General features: G+C 46.8%; 18 protein-coding genes. 3 read left to right on the top strand and 15 right to left on the bottom strand.

Annotated features, from left to right (window positions below):
* Nucleotides 1-19: 19 nt before the first annotated feature.
* Genes A596_RS03820 through A596_RS03810 form a run of 3 tightly spaced genes read right to left on the bottom strand, consistent with a single transcriptional unit; the run spans nucleotide 20 to nucleotide 2,489 of the window.
* On the bottom strand, nucleotides 20-1,126 hold the full coding sequence (locus A596_RS03820; RefSeq protein ID WP_084128021.1) for a COX15/CtaA family protein: 1,107 nt from the start codon (nucleotides 1,124-1,126) through the stop codon (nucleotides 20-22).
* Complete coding sequence (locus A596_RS03815) at nucleotides 1,123-1,692, bottom strand: hypothetical protein (RefSeq protein ID WP_039912764.1); 570 nt, start codon at nucleotides 1,690-1,692, stop codon at nucleotides 1,123-1,125. The genes A596_RS03820 and A596_RS03815 overlap by 4 nt, the downstream gene beginning before the upstream one ends.
* Entirely contained in the window at nucleotides 1,689-2,489 is an 801-nt protein-coding gene (locus A596_RS03810; protein ID WP_039912763.1) for an SURF1 family protein, read from the bottom strand. Before A596_RS03810 ends, A596_RS03815 begins: the two co-directional genes overlap by 4 nt.
* A gap of 23 nt (nucleotides 2,490-2,512) precedes the next feature.
* On the opposite strand from A596_RS03810, the gene A596_RS03805 reads away from it, so the two are divergent.
* Nucleotides 2,513-2,722, top strand: a complete 210-nt coding sequence (locus A596_RS03805) for a DUF2909 domain-containing protein (RefSeq protein ID WP_039912762.1) — start codon at nucleotides 2,513-2,515, stop codon at nucleotides 2,720-2,722.
* Nucleotides 2,723-2,736: 14 nt separating this feature from the next.
* On the opposite strand, the gene A596_RS03800 is transcribed toward A596_RS03805, so the two are convergent.
* The 10 genes from A596_RS03800 to A596_RS03755 all read right to left on the bottom strand — a co-directional run bounded on the left by A596_RS03800 (nucleotide 2,737) and on the right by A596_RS03755 (nucleotide 14,724).
* On the bottom strand, nucleotides 2,737-3,603 hold the full coding sequence (locus tag A596_RS03800) for a cytochrome c oxidase subunit 3 (RefSeq protein WP_039912761.1): 867 nt from the start codon (nucleotides 3,601-3,603) through the stop codon (nucleotides 2,737-2,739).
* Between the two features lie 71 nt (nucleotides 3,604-3,674).
* A complete protein-coding gene (locus A596_RS03795; RefSeq protein ID WP_039912759.1) occupies nucleotides 3,675-4,214 on the bottom strand; it encodes a cytochrome c oxidase assembly protein in 540 nt (179 codons plus the stop codon).
* A 29-nt stretch (nucleotides 4,215-4,243) separates the two neighbouring features.
* Nucleotides 4,244-5,863, bottom strand: a complete 1,620-nt coding sequence (ctaD, locus tag A596_RS03790) for a cytochrome c oxidase subunit I (protein WP_039912758.1) — start codon at nucleotides 5,861-5,863, stop codon at nucleotides 4,244-4,246.
* A 2-nt stretch (nucleotides 5,864-5,865) separates the two neighbouring features.
* A complete protein-coding gene (gene coxB, locus A596_RS03785) occupies nucleotides 5,866-7,029 on the bottom strand; it encodes a cytochrome c oxidase subunit II (RefSeq protein ID WP_235425611.1) in 1,164 nt (387 codons plus the stop codon).
* A gap of 497 nt (nucleotides 7,030-7,526) precedes the next feature.
* Nucleotides 7,527-8,339 carry a symmetrical bis(5'-nucleosyl)-tetraphosphatase gene (locus A596_RS03780; protein ID WP_039912757.1) on the bottom strand — a complete coding sequence of 271 codons (813 nt, stop codon included), beginning with the start codon at nucleotides 8,337-8,339 and terminating at the stop codon, nucleotides 7,527-7,529.
* A gap of 20 nt (nucleotides 8,340-8,359) precedes the next feature.
* Nucleotides 8,360-8,728, bottom strand: coding sequence for a Co2+/Mg2+ efflux protein ApaG (apaG, locus tag A596_RS03775; RefSeq protein WP_039912756.1), 369 nt, complete (start codon nucleotides 8,726-8,728; stop codon nucleotides 8,360-8,362).
* 27 nt (nucleotides 8,729-8,755) lie between these two features.
* Nucleotides 8,756-9,598 carry a 16S rRNA (adenine(1518)-N(6)/adenine(1519)-N(6))-dimethyltransferase RsmA gene (gene rsmA / locus A596_RS03770; RefSeq protein WP_052417206.1) on the bottom strand — a complete coding sequence of 281 codons (843 nt, stop codon included), beginning with the start codon at nucleotides 9,596-9,598 and terminating at the stop codon, nucleotides 8,756-8,758.
* Nucleotides 9,599-9,612: 14 nt separating this feature from the next.
* The gene (gene pdxA, locus A596_RS03765; protein ID WP_052417205.1) at nucleotides 9,613-10,644 is read right to left on the bottom strand and encodes a 4-hydroxythreonine-4-phosphate dehydrogenase PdxA; all 1,032 of its coding nucleotides are present in this window, start codon (nucleotides 10,642-10,644) and stop codon (nucleotides 9,613-9,615) included.
* Between the two features lie 106 nt (nucleotides 10,645-10,750).
* On the bottom strand, nucleotides 10,751-12,061 hold the full coding sequence (locus A596_RS03760; protein ID WP_052417204.1) for a peptidylprolyl isomerase: 1,311 nt from the start codon (nucleotides 12,059-12,061) through the stop codon (nucleotides 10,751-10,753).
* Nucleotides 12,062-12,078: 17 nt separating this feature from the next.
* Complete coding sequence (locus tag A596_RS03755; protein ID WP_084128019.1) at nucleotides 12,079-14,724, bottom strand: LPS-assembly protein LptD; 2,646 nt, start codon at nucleotides 14,722-14,724, stop codon at nucleotides 12,079-12,081.
* 243 nt (nucleotides 14,725-14,967) lie between these two features.
* On the opposite strand from A596_RS03755, the gene A596_RS03750 reads away from it, so the two are divergent.
* Complete coding sequence (locus tag A596_RS03750) at nucleotides 14,968-16,029, top strand: aminoglycoside phosphotransferase family protein (RefSeq protein ID WP_039912755.1); 1,062 nt, start codon at nucleotides 14,968-14,970, stop codon at nucleotides 16,027-16,029.
* Nucleotides 16,026-16,715 carry an N-acetylmuramate alpha-1-phosphate uridylyltransferase MurU gene (gene murU / locus A596_RS03745; RefSeq protein WP_039912754.1) on the top strand — a complete coding sequence of 230 codons (690 nt, stop codon included), beginning with the start codon at nucleotides 16,026-16,028 and terminating at the stop codon, nucleotides 16,713-16,715. Before A596_RS03750 ends, murU begins: the two co-directional genes overlap by 4 nt.
* 56 nt (nucleotides 16,716-16,771) lie before the next feature.
* On the opposite strand, the gene A596_RS03740 is transcribed toward murU, so the two are convergent.
* Entirely contained in the window at nucleotides 16,772-17,452 is a 681-nt protein-coding gene (locus tag A596_RS03740; protein ID WP_039912753.1) for a hypothetical protein, read from the bottom strand.
* Nucleotides 17,453-17,484: 32 nt separating this feature from the next.
* Nucleotides 17,485-19,299 carry a serine/threonine-protein kinase gene (locus tag A596_RS21875; protein WP_052417203.1) on the bottom strand — a complete coding sequence of 605 codons (1,815 nt, stop codon included), beginning with the start codon at nucleotides 19,297-19,299 and terminating at the stop codon, nucleotides 17,485-17,487.
* Between the last annotated feature and the right edge of the window lie 49 nt (nucleotides 19,300-19,348).

Here is a 19,348-nt window from a genome sequence, read left to right as displayed (position 1 = left end):
GGTGCGTAGATTCAAGCCATTATTGATGAATGTTGCGGTTAATATTGACAGCGACAACAGGGATATTTTTTTCAATAATATTTTTTTGCAGGGTCGCAACAGAACTGCGGGTACGCCAGTGCAATTGCTGAATCAATACAACTATCAACATTAACAGGTTAGCGGCTACCAGATTGTGTGCAACCGCAGTGAACAACGGCAAATGCAAATAGACATTCAATATTCCCAAAATTGCCTGTAATACCAATACTGCACCCACAGTTAAAATCAAACGCCGCAAACCGCTGCTACGAGCTGCATGCCAGCAACATAATAACAATGCTGATACGCTAAAAAACGTTATTGCTGCACCAACGCGATGCGCAATATGAATACTCATTCGCGCTTCATAAGGTAAAACACCATACTCATAGGTATCGTGCCCAAGTGGCAAGTGAAAAATAGATTCCAGCGAAAACCGCGTTTGCCACCCTGGTTCGCACACCGGAAATTGTGTACAGGTTAACGCGGCATAATTTGCCGAGGTCCATCCACCTAACGCAATTTGCGCAAGTACAATTAACCCTGCGATATAAGCGAAAGGTAAAAACGCGCGCAATTTCGATTCGGGAATCACTGCGTTGTGTCGACAATAAATTTTTACTCGCAGCAGCACCAATAAACTTAATAACAAAAACCCACCTAGTAAATGTGCCATCACCACCAGCGGAATTAAATTCATTGTCACCGTCCACATTCCCAACAGCGCTTGCAACACCACCAGCACTGCAATCAAACTGCAATGTACCCGCCAGCGTTTGATTAACAGGCTGGAGATAAATATGGTTAACACCACCAATCCCAACAACCCTGCAACATAGCGATGCAACATTTCATTATGTGCTTTATGGGGCTCAATAAATGCGTGCGGAAATTGCTGCTGGATTTCAGCTATATGCCCATCATGTAACGGGGCAGTTAATTTTCCGTAGCAACCGGGCCAATCCGGGCAACCAAGGCCCGCGTCGGTTAAACGCGTGTAAGCTCCCAAACCTATTACAATCAACGCAAGAAAAATTGCCAGGCTTACCAAACGCCGGAATGCGATATTGCCAACACCTGCAACAAAGTTTGCTTCTGGTTTCATAACCGGCTCCGGTCATAATTAATCAAACGCAATAAATCACTGCGCATGTCCGCTGCAACTTGCGCAGGTGCTTGTACAGAAAGGGGATAACGCAACAGCACCAACCCATGCTGATTGATAATGACAAAATGATGTTCGAGCAAGCGCAACTGTTCAGCTGAAATAGTATTTTTACCCGGAATATTGTTATCAGTATTGCCATGGGCAAGAAGTACCGTATTAATGACAGAAAAATGTTGCGGAATAATACCGGGGTTGGATGCATTCGTAGTAATGAACAATGCTTGTGCCCCAAGCTGCTTGCGCCCTAATCCGGTGTAAAGTTGTTGCAACAAACCTATTGTTTCAAGGCAATTTTTTTCGCATTGCTCCCCTGTCACATAAGCGACAGTCCAATGCATATCGCCAGAAGCTAATGCAGGAATCAACTGTATTTCTTGTTCCAGCCACTGCCCTTTATTAGTCGCACCGGAATCAAACCAACCGTACGACAAACTGAGTTTGGCGGCAGCAAAAGGTACCACTGCACACAGGAAAAATAGTAGGAAAAATCGCCGGCCACTCATAACGGCTTCTCCGCAAAATGCGGTTCATCATTGCCTTTTGCACAGGCCAAGCCTACCAACAATGCAGCCATTGCTAATAAAAACCATTGCAATGCATATGCTTTATGCCGTTCAGGTGGCAACACAACCGGATGATAGTGAATTGCAAAGGGGGATTCACGTTGCTGGTAAATCATTCCGGCAATTAATGAGTCAGGCAAATAGGTAATGAGTAATTTATTATCGGGCTGTTGCATGCGCATAGGCCATTGTCCAAGGTCTTCCAGATTTTTTCCCAATAAAAAACTACCTGCTTGCGCTCGATAGATTCCTTGCACAATTAATTCAGCAGGAATTTGTATTGCAGGTAGGTCAGTGCGTTGTGCCGGGGCTGCAACCCATCCCAAATTGACGAGCACTATCGAGCTTATTGCACCGGAATTCAGTGCAATATTTCCAGGATTGTTTTCCTGTACAGGAATTATTACATCGTATCCGGGGCGCCCCATCAGGATTTGGTTATCCAGCAACCATACATAGGGCGCAAGCCAGCGTGCAGGAAAATTGACAGTTGCACCATCGCGCGCCATTAGACTTTCGCTCGACAGTAGTGCAGTAGATTGATCCGTAATTAATTCACGCAACGACAATGCCTTTTGCATTTGCCATTGGGACAACATGTGTAAGCTCTGCTGTTTTTGTGCAGCGCGTTGCCATTGCCAAAAAGAAAGTGATAACAAAATGGCGACCGCGATAAAATTTATTAACAGCCAATGCCAGCGGACAATCCAATGGCGATTAAACGCTATAATGGTCATAAACTCACTCCTGCGGAGTTATTATGTTAATTAAATTTATCCTTATCGCATTACTATTACTGGTGATTATCAGCTTGTTCCAGGCACTTTACGTCATGATGAAAAACGACGGCACAGCACCAAAGATGTCGAAGTTCCTGGGGCGCCGATTGTTATTTTCGGCATTGGTTGTTGCGGTAATTCTCGTCTTGCTCGCAACCGGAATAATCACTCCGCACCCTCGTCCCTACTAATGCTTGCAATACTGTTAGAGCACATACACGAATACAAATAAATTAAGCCAAACCACATCCACAAAATGCCAATACCAGGCAGCCGCTTGGAAACCAAAATGTTTTTCCGCCGTAAAATGCCCTTTTACAGCAATGCGTAAAAAAATGACCGTTAGAAAAATGGCCCCCAGGGTGACATGTAACCCATGAAAACCTGTCAATAAAAAAAACGTATTACCGTATACGCCCGAATCCAGGCGCAAACCTAATTCCTCGTATGCGTGAACATATTCGTATCCTTGCAAGGCTAAAAAACATATTCCCAAAATAATGGTCAGCATCAGAAAGAACCCTAGCTGTGCCGGCTTTTGTTGTTCAATCCCCATATGCGCAAATTGCAAGGTGATAGATGAAACCAAAAGAATAATCGTATTGATAAGCGGAATACCTTCCCAGGGCATCGCATGGGTTTCCAGGCCTGAGGGTGTTTTTATTAGCGGCCAGATTGCTTCAAAATCAGGCCAGAGCACTTGCGCCGTCATGGCATTGTCACCAGCACCATCCAGCCAGGGTACTGAAATCATGCGCGCATAAAAAAGTGCACCAAAGAATGCGCCAAAAAACATAATCTCGGAAAAAATAAACCAGCTCATGCCTTGGCGAAATGAATGATCCATTTGCTCGCTATAAAGCCCACTCATGGACTCATCAATAACATTGCTAAACCAGCCAAATAACATTAATAGCAATAAACCAAAACCCACGGCTAATAATATCGGTCCGATTAAATCATCATTAACCCAATGGGCTGCACCATACCCCATTAAAAATAATGCGGCAGCGCCAACAATGGGCCAATGACTTTGGTGGGGAACATAATAATGTTGATAACCGGCACTCATGGTCTATACCTCCATTCGCACGGACTCTATGTTCAGCCTGTGCATTACAGACTGTACCCTACGAAACCAGGCTAACGCGTCACCGTTTGGCCCTGACTTTTGTATAAGCGATACGATAAAGTGATAGTGGAATACTCAGCGGGCAACTGTGGATCTATATAAAATTGCACGGGCATGGCTTTTTCACCATGGGCATCCAGCGGTTGCTCGGTAAAGCAAAAACATTCAATTTTTTTAAAATAGCGTGCGGCTGCACCGGGCGATACCGATGGCACAGCGCGGCCGATCATGGCTTGGGCTGATAAATTTTTAACGTGAAAATTAACCACTTTAACTGCGCCAGGATTTAATTCCAGGGAATTAATTTCCGGCGCAAAATTCCAGGGAATAGAGTCATCGCGATTGGCAATAAACTCCACTTTAATACGGCGACTGGTGTCAATACGAGTGGATGGTGCAGCAACTGTGTTAGCGGTTTTTCCATTTAATCCCGTTAAACGACAAAAAACATCATACAGCGGAATTAATGCAAAACCGAAAAAAAACATGGCAATAGATACCACCAGCAATTTACGCAGCAAGGGTTGGTGCGAAATATTCTGATTGCCCATCTATGCCTCCGCCGGTAATGGCTGAATCATTAATGCCCGGATTTAATATCCGGCGGTATTTGAAAGGTGTGATAAGGCGCAGGCGAAGGAATTTGCCATTCCAAACCTTCAGCGCCTTCCCATACCTGGGCGCTGGCTTTTTCACCTTTACGCCGGATACAGCGAAACACCATCGCCACAAATAATAGTTGCGACAAACCAAATAAAAATCCGCCAATACTGATAAACGCATTCATGTCGGCAAATTGCAATGCATAATCAGGAATACGCCGTGGCATTCCTGCAAGCCCGACAAAATGCATGGGAAAGAACAACATATTTACTGACACCAGTGAACACCAGAAGTGACATTGCCCCAAACGTTCGCTATACATAACGCCAGTCCATTTTGGAATCCAGAAATATACGCCGGCAATAATTCCAAAGAGCGCACCAGTTACCAATACGTAATGAAAATGTGCTACGACAAAATAAGTGTCCTGATATTGAAAATCAGCCGGGGTAATCGCTAACATCAATCCGGAGAAGCCACCGATCGTAAACAACACAATAAATGCGATGGCAAACATCATGGGTGTTTCAAAGGTCATAGCACCGCGCCACATAGTAGCAACCCAATTAAATACTTTTACGCCGGTGGGAACTGCAATCAACATAGTGGTATACATAAAAAATAATTCAGCCGCGACCGGCATGCCGGTAGTGAACATATGATGCGCCCATACAATAAATGATAAAAATGCAATGCTCGCTGTAGCGATCACCATGGACTCATAACCAAATAAAGGCTTACGTGCAAAAGCGGGAACAATACTGGAAATAATGCCAAAGGCCGGCAAAATCATAATGTAAACTTCCGGATGCCCGAAGAACCAGAAAATGTGCTGGAACATTACCGGATCACCGCCGCCGGCCGCATTAAAAAAGCTGGTTCCAAAATATTTATCGGTAAGTACCATTGTCACTACGCCGGCAAGCACTGGCATCACCGCAATTAGCAAAAACGCAGTAATAATCCAGGTCCATACAAAAAGCGGCAATTTCATCCAGGTCATACCCGGCGCACGCAAATTAAAAATGGTGACAATAATGTTCATCGCCCCCATGATTGAAGAAATACCCATTAAATGCACCGCAAAAACAAAAAAAGCAGTGCTGTCATTGGAATAAGTGGTTGATAAAGGTACGTAGAAAGTCCAACCTGCTGCCGGTGCACCACCCTCCATAAATAACGTTGATAACAAAATGGTAAATGCGCAAGGTAATAACCAGAAACTCCAATTGTTCATGCGCGGCAATGCCATATCCGGTGCGCCAATCATCAAGGGCACCATCCAATTTGCGAGCCCTACAAATGCGGGCATAATCGCACCGAATACCATCACCAACCCATGAACTGTTGTCATCTGGTTAAAAAAATGCGGATCGACAAATTGCAAGCCTGGCTGAAATAATTCCGCACGAATAACCATGGCCATACTGCCACCGGTAAATAACATCAGCAGTGAAAATAATAAATACAAGGTGCCAATATCTTTGTGATTGGTCGTATAAAGCCAGCGCGAAATTCCACGCGGTTTATGGTCGTCTACTTGATCGTGGTGGTGCGGCGCAGTGGAATCAATCGGTTGGATATTTTCCTGGTTCATCATTATTCTCCCGCACTCAGCACTGCATTGATGTCCGCAATTTGTACCAAATCACCCGTATTATTTCCCCAGGCATTGCGTTCGTAGGTAATCACTGCCGCGAGTTCTGCAGCTGTTAATTGTTTGCCAAACGCCTGCATCGCGGTCGCAGGCTTTCCAAATAAAACGATGTGCAAGTGCGCAGGCTTATTTTTAGTGACTATTGCACTGCCTTTCAATGCAGGGAATGCGCCCGGCAATCCTTCACCGCCTGGTTGATGGCAAACTGCACAACGGCTTTCGTAAGTTTTTTGTCCCAATTCCATTAATTCTTCCCGAGTCATAAGCCCGCGCGCTGCTTCTGCCGCTTTAGCTTTTTCCTGCTCGGCAATTTTTTCAGCAACCCATTGCTCAAACGCTTCCGGTGTTTTTACGTCGACAACGATCGGCATAAAACCGTGGTCTTTACCGCATAATTCCGCGCATTGTCCGCGATAAATCCCGGGGTTATCGATTTTTGCCCAGGTCTCATTAATAAAACCGGGATTTGCATCTTTTTTGATGGCGAAATCAGGTACCCACCATGAATGAATTACATCATCAGCAGTCACCAGGAAACGAATTTTTTTCCCGGCAGGAAGAACCAGCGGCTTATCAACCTCGCGTAAATAAAGCGCATCCTTTACGGCATTATTTTCAATTTGATCGCGGGGTGTGGATAGCAAGGAATAAAATTCGATGGGATATTCCATATATTTGTAATGCCATTTCCATTGCGAACCGGTAACCAAAACCGTCATATCAGCTTTGGAGGCATCTTCCATCGCTACCAGGGTTTTGGTAGCGGGGATTGCCATGGCAATTAAAATAAGTACAGGAATCGCCGTCCAGATAATTTCTATTTTTAAACTGCCATGAAATTGCGCAGGTGCTGTACCTTTCACTTTGCGATGATGAACAATAGACCAAAACATTAAACCGAAAACAATCGCACCAATCACACAACAAATATAAAAAATGATCATGTGCAGGTTATAGACTTTGTGACTAAGCTCGGTCGCGCCGCGTGTCATGTTATAAGCGGAGTGCACTGTAGTATCGGCAGCAACGCTACGCGCACACCACCACACGAATGAAAAAAGTATCCAGTTGCACTTATTATTCAACGACCAGCAATAGCGTTTCACTGCACGACTCCTTTTTCTGGTTCTTTGCCGTGGAAAACCGCAACGAATAGATGAGCGAGTACCTGCCAGGGGTGCAGCAGAAAAATTTACGGCTCATAACTACTATTCATGAAAAATTGTTTTAAAAAAGCAAAAGCTGTTAAAACAATTCGATACCGGGCTCACTCCCAGTCACAGGAATCAGGTGAAACATCCAGTTTACAACTGGACCAGGCGCAACCTGACAACAGAAACAGCCGACTGGCTATAGAGGAAATTGCCAGAACACAGGACGCACCAGGCTCTCTATATAGAATTACCGGCCACCTAAATTCCAACTCACTGCACATAAGTGCATATATCGATGCTAAGTGATAAATCCACTAAAAATAAAAACGCATCTGACGGAATAACTATAAACGGGGAATAACAAAACGCAAGAAATGAGCAGCTAATTAACCTGAATGACTAACCTGTTTTTTTAATATAACAATCGGTGTTGTTTGAGAATTCAAAAATCACGCAAGGCAATTGCAGGAAAAACGAACACCGTCTTCCAAACGCATGGCGGTAAGGGTTCCGCCCCAGACACAACCGGTATCCAATGCGAATAAATTGGGAAAATTGACTTTGCCTTCCAGTGCTGCCCAATGGCCAAAAATAATTTTTTCGTTGCGGGCTTTTCGCTGTAAAAAAGAAAACCAGGGAGCAAATCCGAAAGGTGCAGCATCGGCACTTTCTTTGGTTTGCAATTCGAGTTCACCCTGTGCGTTGCAAAAGCGCATGCGCGTAAAATAATTGGTGATCACACGCAAGCGATCAGCACCGCTTAATTGGTCGCTCCAGATATTGGGTGAGTTACCGTACATCCCCGCTAAAAAATATTCAGGATTCTCACTTTGCAACACACTTTCTACTTCGCGTGAGCGCGCCAATGCATCCTGGATTGTCCATTGCGGTGGAATGCCAGCGTGAACCATGGTGTAACCCAGACGTTCGTCGTGATGAACCAATTTTTGTTGTCGCAACCAATACACGAGATCAAGGCGATCCGGCGCAATTAATAATTGATCGAGGGTATCGTTTTTCCCCAATTTGCGCAGGCCGTAGTACACCGCAATAAAATGCAGATCGTGATTGCCTAATACAATGGTGATGGAATCGCGCAGCTTATATAAATAACGCAAAGTGGCGAGCGTATCCGGCCCGCGATTAATTAAATCACCGGCCAGCCACAGTTTATCTTTGGCGGGATCAAACGCGATTTTCTTTAACAGGCATTGCAGGGGCTCAAGGCAGCCCTGGATATCGCCGATTGCGTAAGTCGCCATAAACCTGCAAACCTCGGTAATTAATGCATTGCGTGCGGAGGAACCAGTGCAAAGGTAGGAATGGGGGCATCAAACATAGCGCCTTCATCGGTGCGCATATGGTAAGTGCCTTCCATAATACCGGTTTCTGTTTCCAGGATTACGCCACTCGTATAGGTATAACTTTCACCGGGCTGCAAATGCGGTTGTTCGCCGACAACACCAACACCTTGCACTTCTTGCAAATTTTCATTCGCATCAGTGATGCGCCAATGGCGGCTGATTAATTGCGCCGGCACTTCACTTTCATTGGCAATGGTGATTGTGTAGGCGTATACATAACGCTGTTCCGCTGGCACCGATTGCGCCGCAATGTATTGGGTTTTTACATTGACAGAAATAGCTGACATTTTTATCTACCTGATATTAATAAGTGATCACTCGCCATCATCAGCAAGTATTTTCCCATTAAATGAAAGCTCGCCCAACAAGTTACTCATGGCGACATATTCGGGCAAACTGATTTCTTCCGGCCGCAGGCTTAAATCCACCGGCAATTTTTCCATTTGCTCAGCAGTTAATAATTGTTTAAGCGAGTTGCGCAGGGTTTTGCGGCGTTGCTGGAATGCTACATTAACCAAGGTTTCCAGCGTTTTGACATTGTTGGCCACATGGGGTAATTGCGCATAAGGAACCAACCGAACTATCGCCGAATCTACCTTGGGTGCAGGATCAAATGATGTTGGTGGCACATCAAATAAATCTTCCACCGCACAATAATATTGCACCATGATTCCCAGCCGGCCGTAAGCACTTTCACCGGCTTGCGCGGCCATGCGTTTCACCACTTCTTTTTGCAGCATAAAGTGCATGTCCTGCACTTTGTTGGCATAGCTGAGCAAATGGAAAATCAACGGCGTAGAAATGTTGTAAGGCAGGTTGCCCACAATACGCAACGGTTTTTCATTTTTTATCAGCTGTGCAAAATCAAATTGCAACGCATCAGCCTGGAACAATTGGAAGTTCGGATGCTTTTCAAATTTAACCTTTAACCAGGGCACCAGATCGCGATCCAGCTCAATCACATTTAAATTATCGCAAGCATCGGCCAATAATTGTGTAATGGCGCCTTTACCTGGCCCGATCTCCACAATCACATCATCTTTATGCGGATGCACGGAACGAACAATATCGCGAATGATCCCGTGATCGATTAAGAAGTTTTGCCCGAAGCGTTTGCGCGCTTTATGTTGGGATTCATGATTTAACATTTTTTTCATGAAGAAGTCTCAAATTAGTGCGCGCGGCGGGAATGAATAGCGGTATGGGCCGGGGAATTAACAGCGGCTTGAACCATTGCCAGGGCATACGCCAATGCAGTGCGCAAGCTACCCAAATCAGCGTTGCCGGTTGCAGCCAGATCCAGCGCAGTACCGTGGTCAACTGATGTGCGAATAATGGGCAAGCCCAGGGTGACATTCACTGCCTGGCCAAAACCTTTGTATTTTAATACCGGTAAACCTTGATCGTGATACATCGCGAGTACTGCATCGGCTTTATCCAGATACTTGGGAGTAAATAAAGTATCCGCAGGAAGCGGGCCAATTAAATTCATGCCGCGTGCGCGCAATGTGTTCAATACCGGCTCGATCACGTCAATTTCTTCACGGCCTAAATGACCGCCTTCGCCGGCATGGGGGTTTAATCCACACACCAAAATGCGTGGCTCTTTAATACCAAATTGCACCTGCATATCGCGGTGCAAGATTTCGGTCACTTGTGTGAGTTCATCGGGAGTAATTGCTCCAGCAACATCTTTCAACGGCAAATGGGTCGTCGCCAATGCAACACGTAGACCTTCCGTAGCAAGCATCATCACGACTTTGGGCGTATGGGTTTTATCGGCAAGATATTCCGTGTGGCCACTGAATGCGATGCCCGCATCATTAATGACACTTTTTTGTACCGGGCCGGTTACCAGCGCGGCAAACGATCCATTAATACAGCCGTCGATAGCGGCATCCAGTGTTTGCAAAATATAGGGAGCATTTTTTACGTTGAGTTTGCCGGGTATTGCCGGTTCAGCCAGCGCGACTGATAACACAGCCAGCTCACCTGCAACACCAGGGCGAGGCGTATCGTGCAAATTAATTTCGCGCAACTGCAGCGGCAAATTTAATTGTCGCGCGCGCGCGCGCAACAATTCGGGATCAGCAATCGCAACAATTTCGTTTGCTTGCGCTTGCTGCGCGAGCGCAATCACCAGATCCGGACCAATACCCGCTGGCTCGCCCGGTGTTAATGCAATACGGTAGCAGTCTGGCATGTTATGAGTACCCCAAAAAGTACAACGGTTAAAAACCGAAGTGGCAATGCCCTCCAATTTTTAACCGCGTTTTTTATAATCGAGTTTTAGCGAATGGTGCAAATAATTACAGTTTGATTTCGACGTAGGCTTCTTCGCGAATTTGTGTGAGCCACAATTGGAATTCTTCGTCGAAGCGGCGTGAACGCAATACGTTAGCCGCCTGGTTCCGCTTCACTTTATCGCTCATATCTTCTTTACGACGTTCGATCACTTGCAAAATATGCCAGCCAAACTGGCTTTTGAAGGGGCGACTGATACTACCGGGAGAAGTATTAGCCATTGCTTCTTCAAACTCGGGAACAAACATTCCGGGGGTGGACCAACCCAAATCACCACCGCTTAACATGGAACCGGTGTCTTCCGAATTTTCACGCGCGAGCTTGGCAAAATCTTCACCTTTTTCAATACGCGCTTTTAAATCCACTAATTTCTGACGCGCTTGCGCATCGTCCATAATTTCCGAAGTTTTTACCAGAATATGGCGTGCGTGGGTTTGGTCAATCATTTGTGCGCCGCCGCCACGTTGCTCAATATTTTTCAGGATATGGAAGCCTGCACCGCTGCGGAATGGCTTGGAAACCTGGCCCGCAGATAAATTCGCCATTTGATTGCCAAACAACTCCGGCAATTGTGCAAGTTTACGCCAGCCAATATCGCCACCTTGTAATGCAGCCTGATCGTTGGAAAAACTGATCGCCATTTGCGAGAAGTCGCTACCGGATTGCAGTTTTTGGTAAATATCATTGGCTTTCTTTTCCGCTTCGGCAACCGCTTCCGCATCGGCACTGCTGGAAACAGCAATCAAAATATGGCCGATGTGGTAATCCGGCGAAGTCGCATATTTGCCATCGCTGGAAGCGAGGAAGTTATTGATGTCCTGGTCAGTAACTTTAATACGACTGTTTACTATACCTTGCTGCAAGTGGCTGATAGTAAGTTCGCTACGCATTTGTTTACGCAAACCCGCCAGGGTTAAGCCCTGACGCTGCAAATCAACTTCCAATTGCGCCAGGGTGATTTGATTTTTTTGCAGGACGCGACCAATAGCCTGATCGATTTCCGATTCATCCACTTTAATATCGTAACGTTCAGCCAAACCCAGCTCGATACGCTCAATAATCAATTGTTCCAGGATTTGTTTATTGAGCACGTCCTCCGGTGGCAACTCTTGATACTGGCCACGTAAACGCTCCAGGATAGTTTGCTTGCGTGCGTTCAATTCACTTTCAAGCACCACATCTTTATCGACAATAGCGACAACACGGTCCAGTGATACAGCCTTGCTTTGGGCCAGACCAATTTGGCTGCCGAGCAGCAACAAACCACCCAGAAATAGTACCCAGGCGTTGCGCACGTTGTTTTGGTTTTTACTCATAACTTCAAATCACTGTTTTATTGTAAAGAGGCTTCACGCTCGCTGTAGCCCAGCATGGCTTTATCGAGCAGGTTACTAATACGCTGGCTCAGGGTACCAAAGCCGCGCAATTGCACTTCAAAGAAAATACCACGGTCATAATCATCACTACTGATGTTGGCAAGGAAATCCGGGCTAAAGTCAAAATCCACCCACTGGCGAGCCAGCACCCGGACCCGGTAGCAACAATCGGTGTATTCGAGCCCCGCAAAGGTATCGAGTTCCGCGCTGTAGTTAAAATCGTAGTTGGTACGGGCAATGACTGCCCATTGGTTATTCAGCGGCCAGAGTGCGGTGATATCCAATTGATCCAGGGTTTCACCAATTTTCGGACTGGCATCCAGGGGGCTTAAGGTGACCGGGTCGCGGCTGTAACGATAGCCTACATTCAGGATGCGGTATTGTTCATCCATATAATGCAGGCTGCTGCTGACCGCGTTGATTTTTTTCTGCTGGTGATCGTACAGAACATCATTGCTGAAGCGCAGGTGATCGCCCAACTGTCCGCTCAACTGGCCGGCGATAGCGGAACTACTGCGGGTATTTGCATAATCGTCATCGTTGTTGAGGATGCTGACTTCGCGATCCTCAAAGTAGTTAATCTGGCCGATACTGACGCGCACGCGCTCGATCCCGGTGTCAGACTCCACGAAACGGCTGGTGACACCCAGTGCAAGGTGGTTTGCATCATCGATACGGTCACCGCCGGAAAAACGCGAATCGCGAAATAATTGCTGGTAGGTTACAACCAGATCCGAGGTATCAAAGTTGACGTAGCTCGCATCCGAGGTCAGGCCGTAAAGTGCATCCTGGTTTTCATAATCGCGATACAGATAAAACGCGCGCGGCTCCAGGGTTTGGGTAAAGTCTTCGCCAAACCATTGCTTGTCGCGTTCGAAATACAAACCGGTATCCAGCGAGCCTTGCGGCGCAACGATCTGCGGGCTGGTATCGGCATCTGCGCGCATGTTGGTCGCATCCAATTGATAGCCCAGGGTTTTTACTGCAACACCCGGCTTGATAAAACCGGCAGCGTATTCTTTATCCCAGGTCAGGGCATAGTTGGTGCGCAAGCGCTCACCGGTGATCAAATTAGCCCTATCAACGGCCTGAACCGGATTTTCACCGAAATAGCGATTCATCGCGAAGTGTGCATATTCGTTATCCAACTCCAACACCCAATCGTTGATGCGGTATTCACCATCGGCATTAATGCGCGGTACTTCGCGATAAGGAAGCTGTTGGTCAGTGAGCAAGCGGAACTCTTCAATCTTGCCCGCCAATTGCCAATGATCGGTAACGTAACTGCCCGATACACGCTGGCGGATATAAGCCTGGCGATTCAAATCTACCGCACTGCGATCAACATCGCGCAGGTAATCGGTATCGCTGACGTCGGTGTAATCAATTAAGGTTGACCAGGGCTGGTTGCGACCACCGGTTTGATACAGGTTGTACTGCCAGCGATCCTTTCCTTTATAGGGATAGGCATCTTCCTCAGCAATCTCACCGTTATCGATTTGGTCCTGCAAACGTTCGCTAAACCCACCGCGATCATTGTTCAACGCACTGGCCCTGAGTTCGGTATCGAAGTAATTCGACATATGGCGCAGTTCAGTCGCCAGGATATTGCCGTGATCCGAGAGATAGCGCCAGGTCAGAGTCGCATCGTAATTGGGGGCGATATTCCAATAGAAAGGCGCAGTGAATTCACCAATACCATCGTTCTCATCCAACCCTAATGACGGGAAGAGAAAACCGGTCAAGCGATCCGGGCCAATCGGAAAGCGAAAATACGGGGCATACGCGATCGGGATATCTTTCACTTCCAGGCGCATATTGCGCGCAGTACCGTAATGCTTGTCATTGTGCAAAGTAATATTGGAACCGCGGATCAGCCAAGTGTTATCGCCCGGTTCACAACTGGTAAAGGTACCTTGGTCCAGGCTGATGATCTGGTCGCCAAACTTTTCCAGCTTTTCCGCACGGCCACGGACACGGGTCTCGTACAGAACAAAGCGGGCTTGTTCCAGTTCGGCATTGCCGGTGTTGGTATCCACGTAAGCGCGCTCGGCACGCAACAATACTCCCGGCTCACGTACCTGGATGTTGCCTTTGAGCTCTGCCTCGCGGGTCGTTTTATCAAAACTGAAAGTATCTGCACGGAACGAGCGGCGGCCCTGGGTCAGGCGCACATCTTTATGCATTACAAACTTGGTTTGTTTTTCCGCTTCGGAGTAATCAGCACTGCCCAGGATATTAGCCTTTTCCGGATCGAGGTCCGATTCCGCATCATCCCGTGGTGGCGCGATATAGGCACCGCAACACGCGGTAGGAACCAGCTTTTTCTGCTCTTCCGTCAATTCGGCCATCGGCACCCAGTCCAGCTCACGCAACTCATCATTGGGATCAACAGCCGCAACAGCGACGGCAGATGATGAAGAGGAACTGATTGATGGGGCACTTGAAGAGCTGCTGGAATTCGATGAATTCGTGTCAGCGGCGACTGATGTCGCAGGCAGCAACAATAGGCCTGCACACTGGGCTGCTATACACAACGCCAGACGGGAAGGAATAAATGAAAAACGTCGATACTGCTTGGGTTGATTCTGGGTTGGAGCCATTAACCGCGGTCTCATACTGGCGGGCGGATACGCGCGCTGCCATCAATTGTTTTATTCACTTGATTGAGTCAACAGGCGCCTGAAAAAGTTGCCGCCGAAAAAATTGCTGCGATTCTACTGGAAACCGTCTGTACTGGGAATGAATTGGGCAAAAGCAATGCATTGGGGAAAGCATCATGACTCGGGTAGAATCTATCGCCATAACTTACTTGCGCATTTACCCTAGGCACAATCAGGCCATCAATGAACGACACCATACCACAACCCCCTAATGATCCCCGAAAGTCAGCACTTGCCAACTGGGTAACCCTTAATACACCTGACAGCTGGCATCCCATAGAGTTGCAAAGCCTGGGAAGCGATGCCGGTTTTCGCCGTTACTTCCGTTTTCAACAACCCTCGCAATGGCTCGCAGTAGATGCGCCACCCGCTACGGAAGACAGCCATCAATTCATAGCCATCGCCCGGCTTCTGCGCAATCAAAAGGTACATAGCCCGGAAATCCTTGCTGCAAATCCGGAACAGGGGTTTTTATTAGTTGAGGATATGGGTGATAAATTGTTCTTTCGCGCAGTCGATGGGACTAATGCCGACCAATTTTATACGCAGGCAATCGATACCCTCTTACAGCTCCATCAGAGCGATGACCAGCCTGAGCTTATCCCGCGCTATGACCGCGCGCTCTTGCGGCGGGAGTTGGAAATTTTTACGGAATGGTTTGCTGGCAAGCTGCTCGGCTATTCACTTAATGGAACAGAACAACAATATCTTGACCAACTCTTTATCGAGCTGGAAGACAACGCCCTCAACCAACCACAAGGTTTTGTCCATCGCGATTATCATTCCCGCAATTTATTGGTACGCAGCGATGGTGCCCTTGGTGTTATTGATTTCCAGGGCGCACTCTGGGGTGGAGTAACCTACGATCTGGTATCGCTCCTGCGCGATTGTTATGTGCGCTGGCCAACCACCCAAGTGACGCGATGGGCACTCTACTATCGACAACGCGCAATCGCACTACAACAAATCCCGAACGTCAGTGAACAAGAATTCCTGCGCTGGTTTGATTGGCTGGGCTTGCAACGCCATATAAAAGTGCTGGGTATTTTTGCGCGGTTGCAATTGCGCGATAACAAATCCGGTTACCTACAAGATTTGCCACTCGTTATTCGCTACGCATTGGAAGTTGCCAGCCAATATCCGGAACTGCAGGAATTTGCCACCTGGTTTACACAAAAACTCTTACCTATCGCGCAGCAACAACCTTGGTATAGCGATTATCGCACCGCTGGAGATCGGCCATGAAAGCTATGATCCTTGCTGCGGGCCTGGGTAACCGCATGCGCCCCCTGACTGATCACACACCAAAGCCGTTGCTTTGCGCCGGCAATAAACCATTGATTGAATATCATCTGGAAAATTTGCAACGTGCGGGTATTCACGAAGTTATTATCAACCTCGCCTACCTTGGTGAAAAAATTCGCATGCACCTTGGCGATGGTAAACGCTGGAATCTGCATATCCATTACTCGCAAGAACCTGAACCGCTAGAAACCGGCGGGGCGATTTTGCGTGCACTGGATTTATTAGGCAAAGACACCTTTTTATTAATCAACGGCGATGTCTGGTGCGATATTGAATTTAATGATGTTGTAACAACGCCATTAAATACTACCCAATCGGGGCATTTATTATTGGTGCCTAATCCGGCATTTCATCCACACGGCGATTTCGCATTGGATGACTCCGGATTATTACTGGAAGATGCACAAAAAAATCATCTGCACCGTTTCACATTTGCAGGTATCAGCTTGTTAAAACCTGCACTGGTGTCTGATTATCCCAATAAGCGCGAAAAATTTCCGCTGGTTGAAACCTTTCGCCACGCCATCGCACAACAACAGTTGCGCGGACAGGTTCATTACGGATACTGGAGCGATGTGGGAACGCCGGAACGATTGCAGCAATTAAACAATTTCCTTAATTCATAGGAGACAATAAAATTGCATCCTATGAATTAATATAGTCTATCGAATTATTCGACCATTTAATTTATCGCCACCAACTGCCCATCACCAAAACTATCAACATGCATTACCAGCTGGATATCATTATTTGCCGTATTCACAACCACCCCATTCAAGAGCAACTCGGTTTTGATCGGATAAACGCCCTGCGGCAATCCCTCCGGCAAGGTAAACGAAAATTCATTTTTATAACGCCCGCCAGCTTTAGTTTTCCCATTTACCAGTTTGGTAAAATTTTTTAGCTCCCTGGTGTTATCTTCATTGTCATAAATAGCAATACGTTCTTCGATCAATGCTGTTTTTTGCCGTGTGCCGGGAACAACTACGATATCAGATTGAATGATCACCTCTTGCCCGGGTGTAACCACATTGCCCGGAATAGTTTTGGTTTGATATTCAGTGACTACCGATTGCGTCGGTAAATTTTTGTTTTTGGCTTTGTACTCTTCGCTCACCTGTTCTTCTTTCGCAATACGCTCAGAGCGATAATTAATAATCATTTTAGTAATTAACGTTACCGCGACCGCAACCGCAGCTACACGTGCAGCAGCCTTTAAATGTTCGCGGTTTTTACAGCCTTGATCACCGCTTTTACATTTATAAGAACGGTCAATATTATCTTTCAAATCCTTAAGGCTAAATGCTACAACCGGGTTCACCAGTGCATACGCAATAATCGCAACCAATAATCTGGATTTCATATACCCCTGCCCCAAGAAAGTTATTTACATCGTTATTTAATGATAAAACCGGTTTCTTTCAGTTTACGCTGGATTTCCTGTGCCCGGTCTTTTAATGCGGATGCAGGTTGATAAGTCACATCCAGTTCCAATACCGATTCAGCTTTGGCGATTGCACAGGAATAATTTTTCTTTTCCATGCAATTATTTGCATCGTCCATTAACCGGTTAATCCTTTCAGCCAACTCACGTGCCTGCCCTTGTGCCAGGGTTGCCGCTTGTTTTACTTCAACAGCCCGCGCATTGGCGGCATCCTGTTCCAATACTGCATTAGCACTATTTACCGCGCAGGAATAATCTTTATTTGACAAACAATTCTGCGCGCGTGTTAGTGCCGAGTTAATAACTAATTGTTTCTGTGCAGTAGATTGTGCTTGTTGTGCACGGGCCACACTTAAGGCTTCGTGAAAACTGACTACTTGTGAATTGTGCAAGCCAATAGCTTCCGCTTTTTGTAAAAACAGGGTTGCACAATCCAGATCCTGCTGATGCAAGCAATGTTGTGCTTCCGCAATAAGTTCACGCACTCGCTCATCATTTGCACGTTGCTCTTTCGCGGTTTGGGCTGTGGCAAGCAATTGTGCAGCAACGCTATTTGTTGGATCGAGATTAGTTGCAACCAAACTCTGTTCAATAGTGCAATCAAAATTTTGCAATGCAAAACAGGTTTGGGCCGCCGTCATTTTTTCAGCGATAGTTTTTTGCAAATGTTGTTTTGCCTGGTGCTGGCTATAACCAAACCATCCTGCACCGGCTAACGACACTACGGCAAAGCCCAGCGCCGCCGTGAGCAAAATGGGATTGCGTTTGGGAAACAATTCATCGGCAAATTGTGTAATGTTTTGATAGCGTCCGGATTTCACTGGCACCAGGCCGCGACTTAATACTTTCCATTCACGCGAGCTCAAACAATCCAAACGCTTGGGTTGCATTTGTTGTTCATGTGCCTGCAACGCCGAACGATTATTGTAAGGGTGGCGCCCCGCGAGCATTTCATATACCACGCAGGCCAGAGCATATACATCATCACTAAAGCTGAGGGGTTCATCTTTTATCATTTCGATAGTGGCATAAGCCGGTGTCAACGCACCTAATTGCCCCGCATCGAATGCATGTTTTTGTGCTTCGCGTGTTGCTGCGCGCGCAATACCAAAATCCAGCACCTTGGCAGAACCATCGCGATTGACAAAAATATTCCCCGGTTTGAAATCCGCATGAATTAATTGGCGTTGATGCGCATAGGCCAATGCCGCGCACAAATCGCGCGTGATTCTCCAAACCTGTTCTTTCGGCAAACCTTTGTTGCGTTGTGCTTTTAGCAATTGATCCAGCGGCTGGCCATCCAGCAATTCCATGGTCATAAATAGCGTGTCGCCATCGCGATCAAAATCGTGGACCGTCACGATATTCGGGTGCGCCAGGGTTTGGGATTTCGCGGTTTCTTGCTGCAAGGTCACAAACGCATCAGGATGATCCTTGAAATCCTTGTTCAATACTTTGGTAGCGATGTAGGGATTAGGATCTTCCGCTTCGACTTTACGCAAATCCTTGGTTTTATAGACTGTACCCATGCCGCCATGACCGAGCACATCCTCCAGCAGAAAACGTTTTTTTAGCAGCAGGCCCTTACCGGTTTGTGACTGTTTCACCAATTCGCGCGCCTGCGCAAAACCGGCAGAATGATTATGGGAAGCAGAATAATGCGTAATTTGAGGATTATCGAATGTATCCGGCACAGCACCCCGGGCTGCGCCCTCGGACTGGTCAGATCGTATCTGGGTTTTATTGGAATTGTCGGAATCGGTCACGCAAAATCCCCTGCGCTTTGGTGCCTGGCTCAGGGGATGGATATTATCA

The organism is Cellvibrio mixtus subsp. mixtus J3-8, from assembly GCF_000766945.1.
Lineage (GTDB): Bacteria > Pseudomonadota > Gammaproteobacteria > Pseudomonadales > Cellvibrionaceae > Cellvibrio > Cellvibrio mixtus_A.
This window is presented reverse-complemented; position numbering and strand designations above follow the sequence as displayed.

What these genes read in the sequence shown, in the direction of transcription:
- A596_RS03795 (WP_039912759.1), bottom strand. Translation starts at nt 4,214, where the DNA reads ATGGGCAATCAGAATATTTCGCACCAACCCTTGCTGCGTAAATTGCTG.
- A596_RS03820 (WP_084128021.1), bottom strand. Translation starts at nt 1,126, where the DNA reads ATGAAACCAGAAGCAAACTTTGTTGCAGGTGTTGGCAATATCGCATTC.
- A596_RS03815 (WP_039912764.1), bottom strand. Translation starts at nt 1,692, where the DNA reads ATGAGTGGCCGGCGATTTTTCCTACTATTTTTCCTGTGTGCAGTGGTA.
- A596_RS03740 (WP_039912753.1), bottom strand. Translation starts at nt 17,452, where the DNA reads ATGAAATCCAGATTATTGGTTGCGATTATTGCGTATGCACTGGTGAAC.
- pdxA (WP_052417205.1), bottom strand. Translation starts at nt 10,644, where the DNA reads ATGCCAGACTGCTACCGTATTGCATTAACACCGGGCGAGCCAGCGGGT.
- A596_RS03780 (WP_039912757.1), bottom strand. Translation starts at nt 8,339, where the DNA reads ATGGCGACTTACGCAATCGGCGATATCCAGGGCTGCCTTGAGCCCCTG.
- ctaD (WP_039912758.1), bottom strand. Translation starts at nt 5,863, where the DNA reads ATGAACCAGGAAAATATCCAACCGATTGATTCCACTGCGCCGCACCAC.
- A596_RS03750 (WP_039912755.1), top strand. Translation starts at nt 14,968, where the DNA reads ATGAACGACACCATACCACAACCCCCTAATGATCCCCGAAAGTCAGCA.
- A596_RS03755 (WP_084128019.1), bottom strand. Translation starts at nt 14,724, where the DNA reads ATGGCTCCAACCCAGAATCAACCCAAGCAGTATCGACGTTTTTCATTT.
- A596_RS03760 (WP_052417204.1), bottom strand. Translation starts at nt 12,061, where the DNA reads ATGAGTAAAAACCAAAACAACGTGCGCAACGCCTGGGTACTATTTCTG.
- apaG (WP_039912756.1), bottom strand. Translation starts at nt 8,728, where the DNA reads ATGTCAGCTATTTCTGTCAATGTAAAAACCCAATACATTGCGGCGCAA.
- A596_RS03805 (WP_039912762.1), top strand. Translation starts at nt 2,513, where the DNA reads ATGTTAATTAAATTTATCCTTATCGCATTACTATTACTGGTGATTATC.
- A596_RS03800 (WP_039912761.1), bottom strand. Translation starts at nt 3,603, where the DNA reads ATGAGTGCCGGTTATCAACATTATTATGTTCCCCACCAAAGTCATTGG.
- A596_RS03810 (WP_039912763.1), bottom strand. Translation starts at nt 2,489, where the DNA reads ATGACCATTATAGCGTTTAATCGCCATTGGATTGTCCGCTGGCATTGG.
- rsmA (WP_052417206.1), bottom strand. Translation starts at nt 9,598, where the DNA reads ATGAAAAAAATGTTAAATCATGAATCCCAACATAAAGCGCGCAAACGC.
- murU (WP_039912754.1), top strand. Translation starts at nt 16,026, where the DNA reads ATGAAAGCTATGATCCTTGCTGCGGGCCTGGGTAACCGCATGCGCCCC.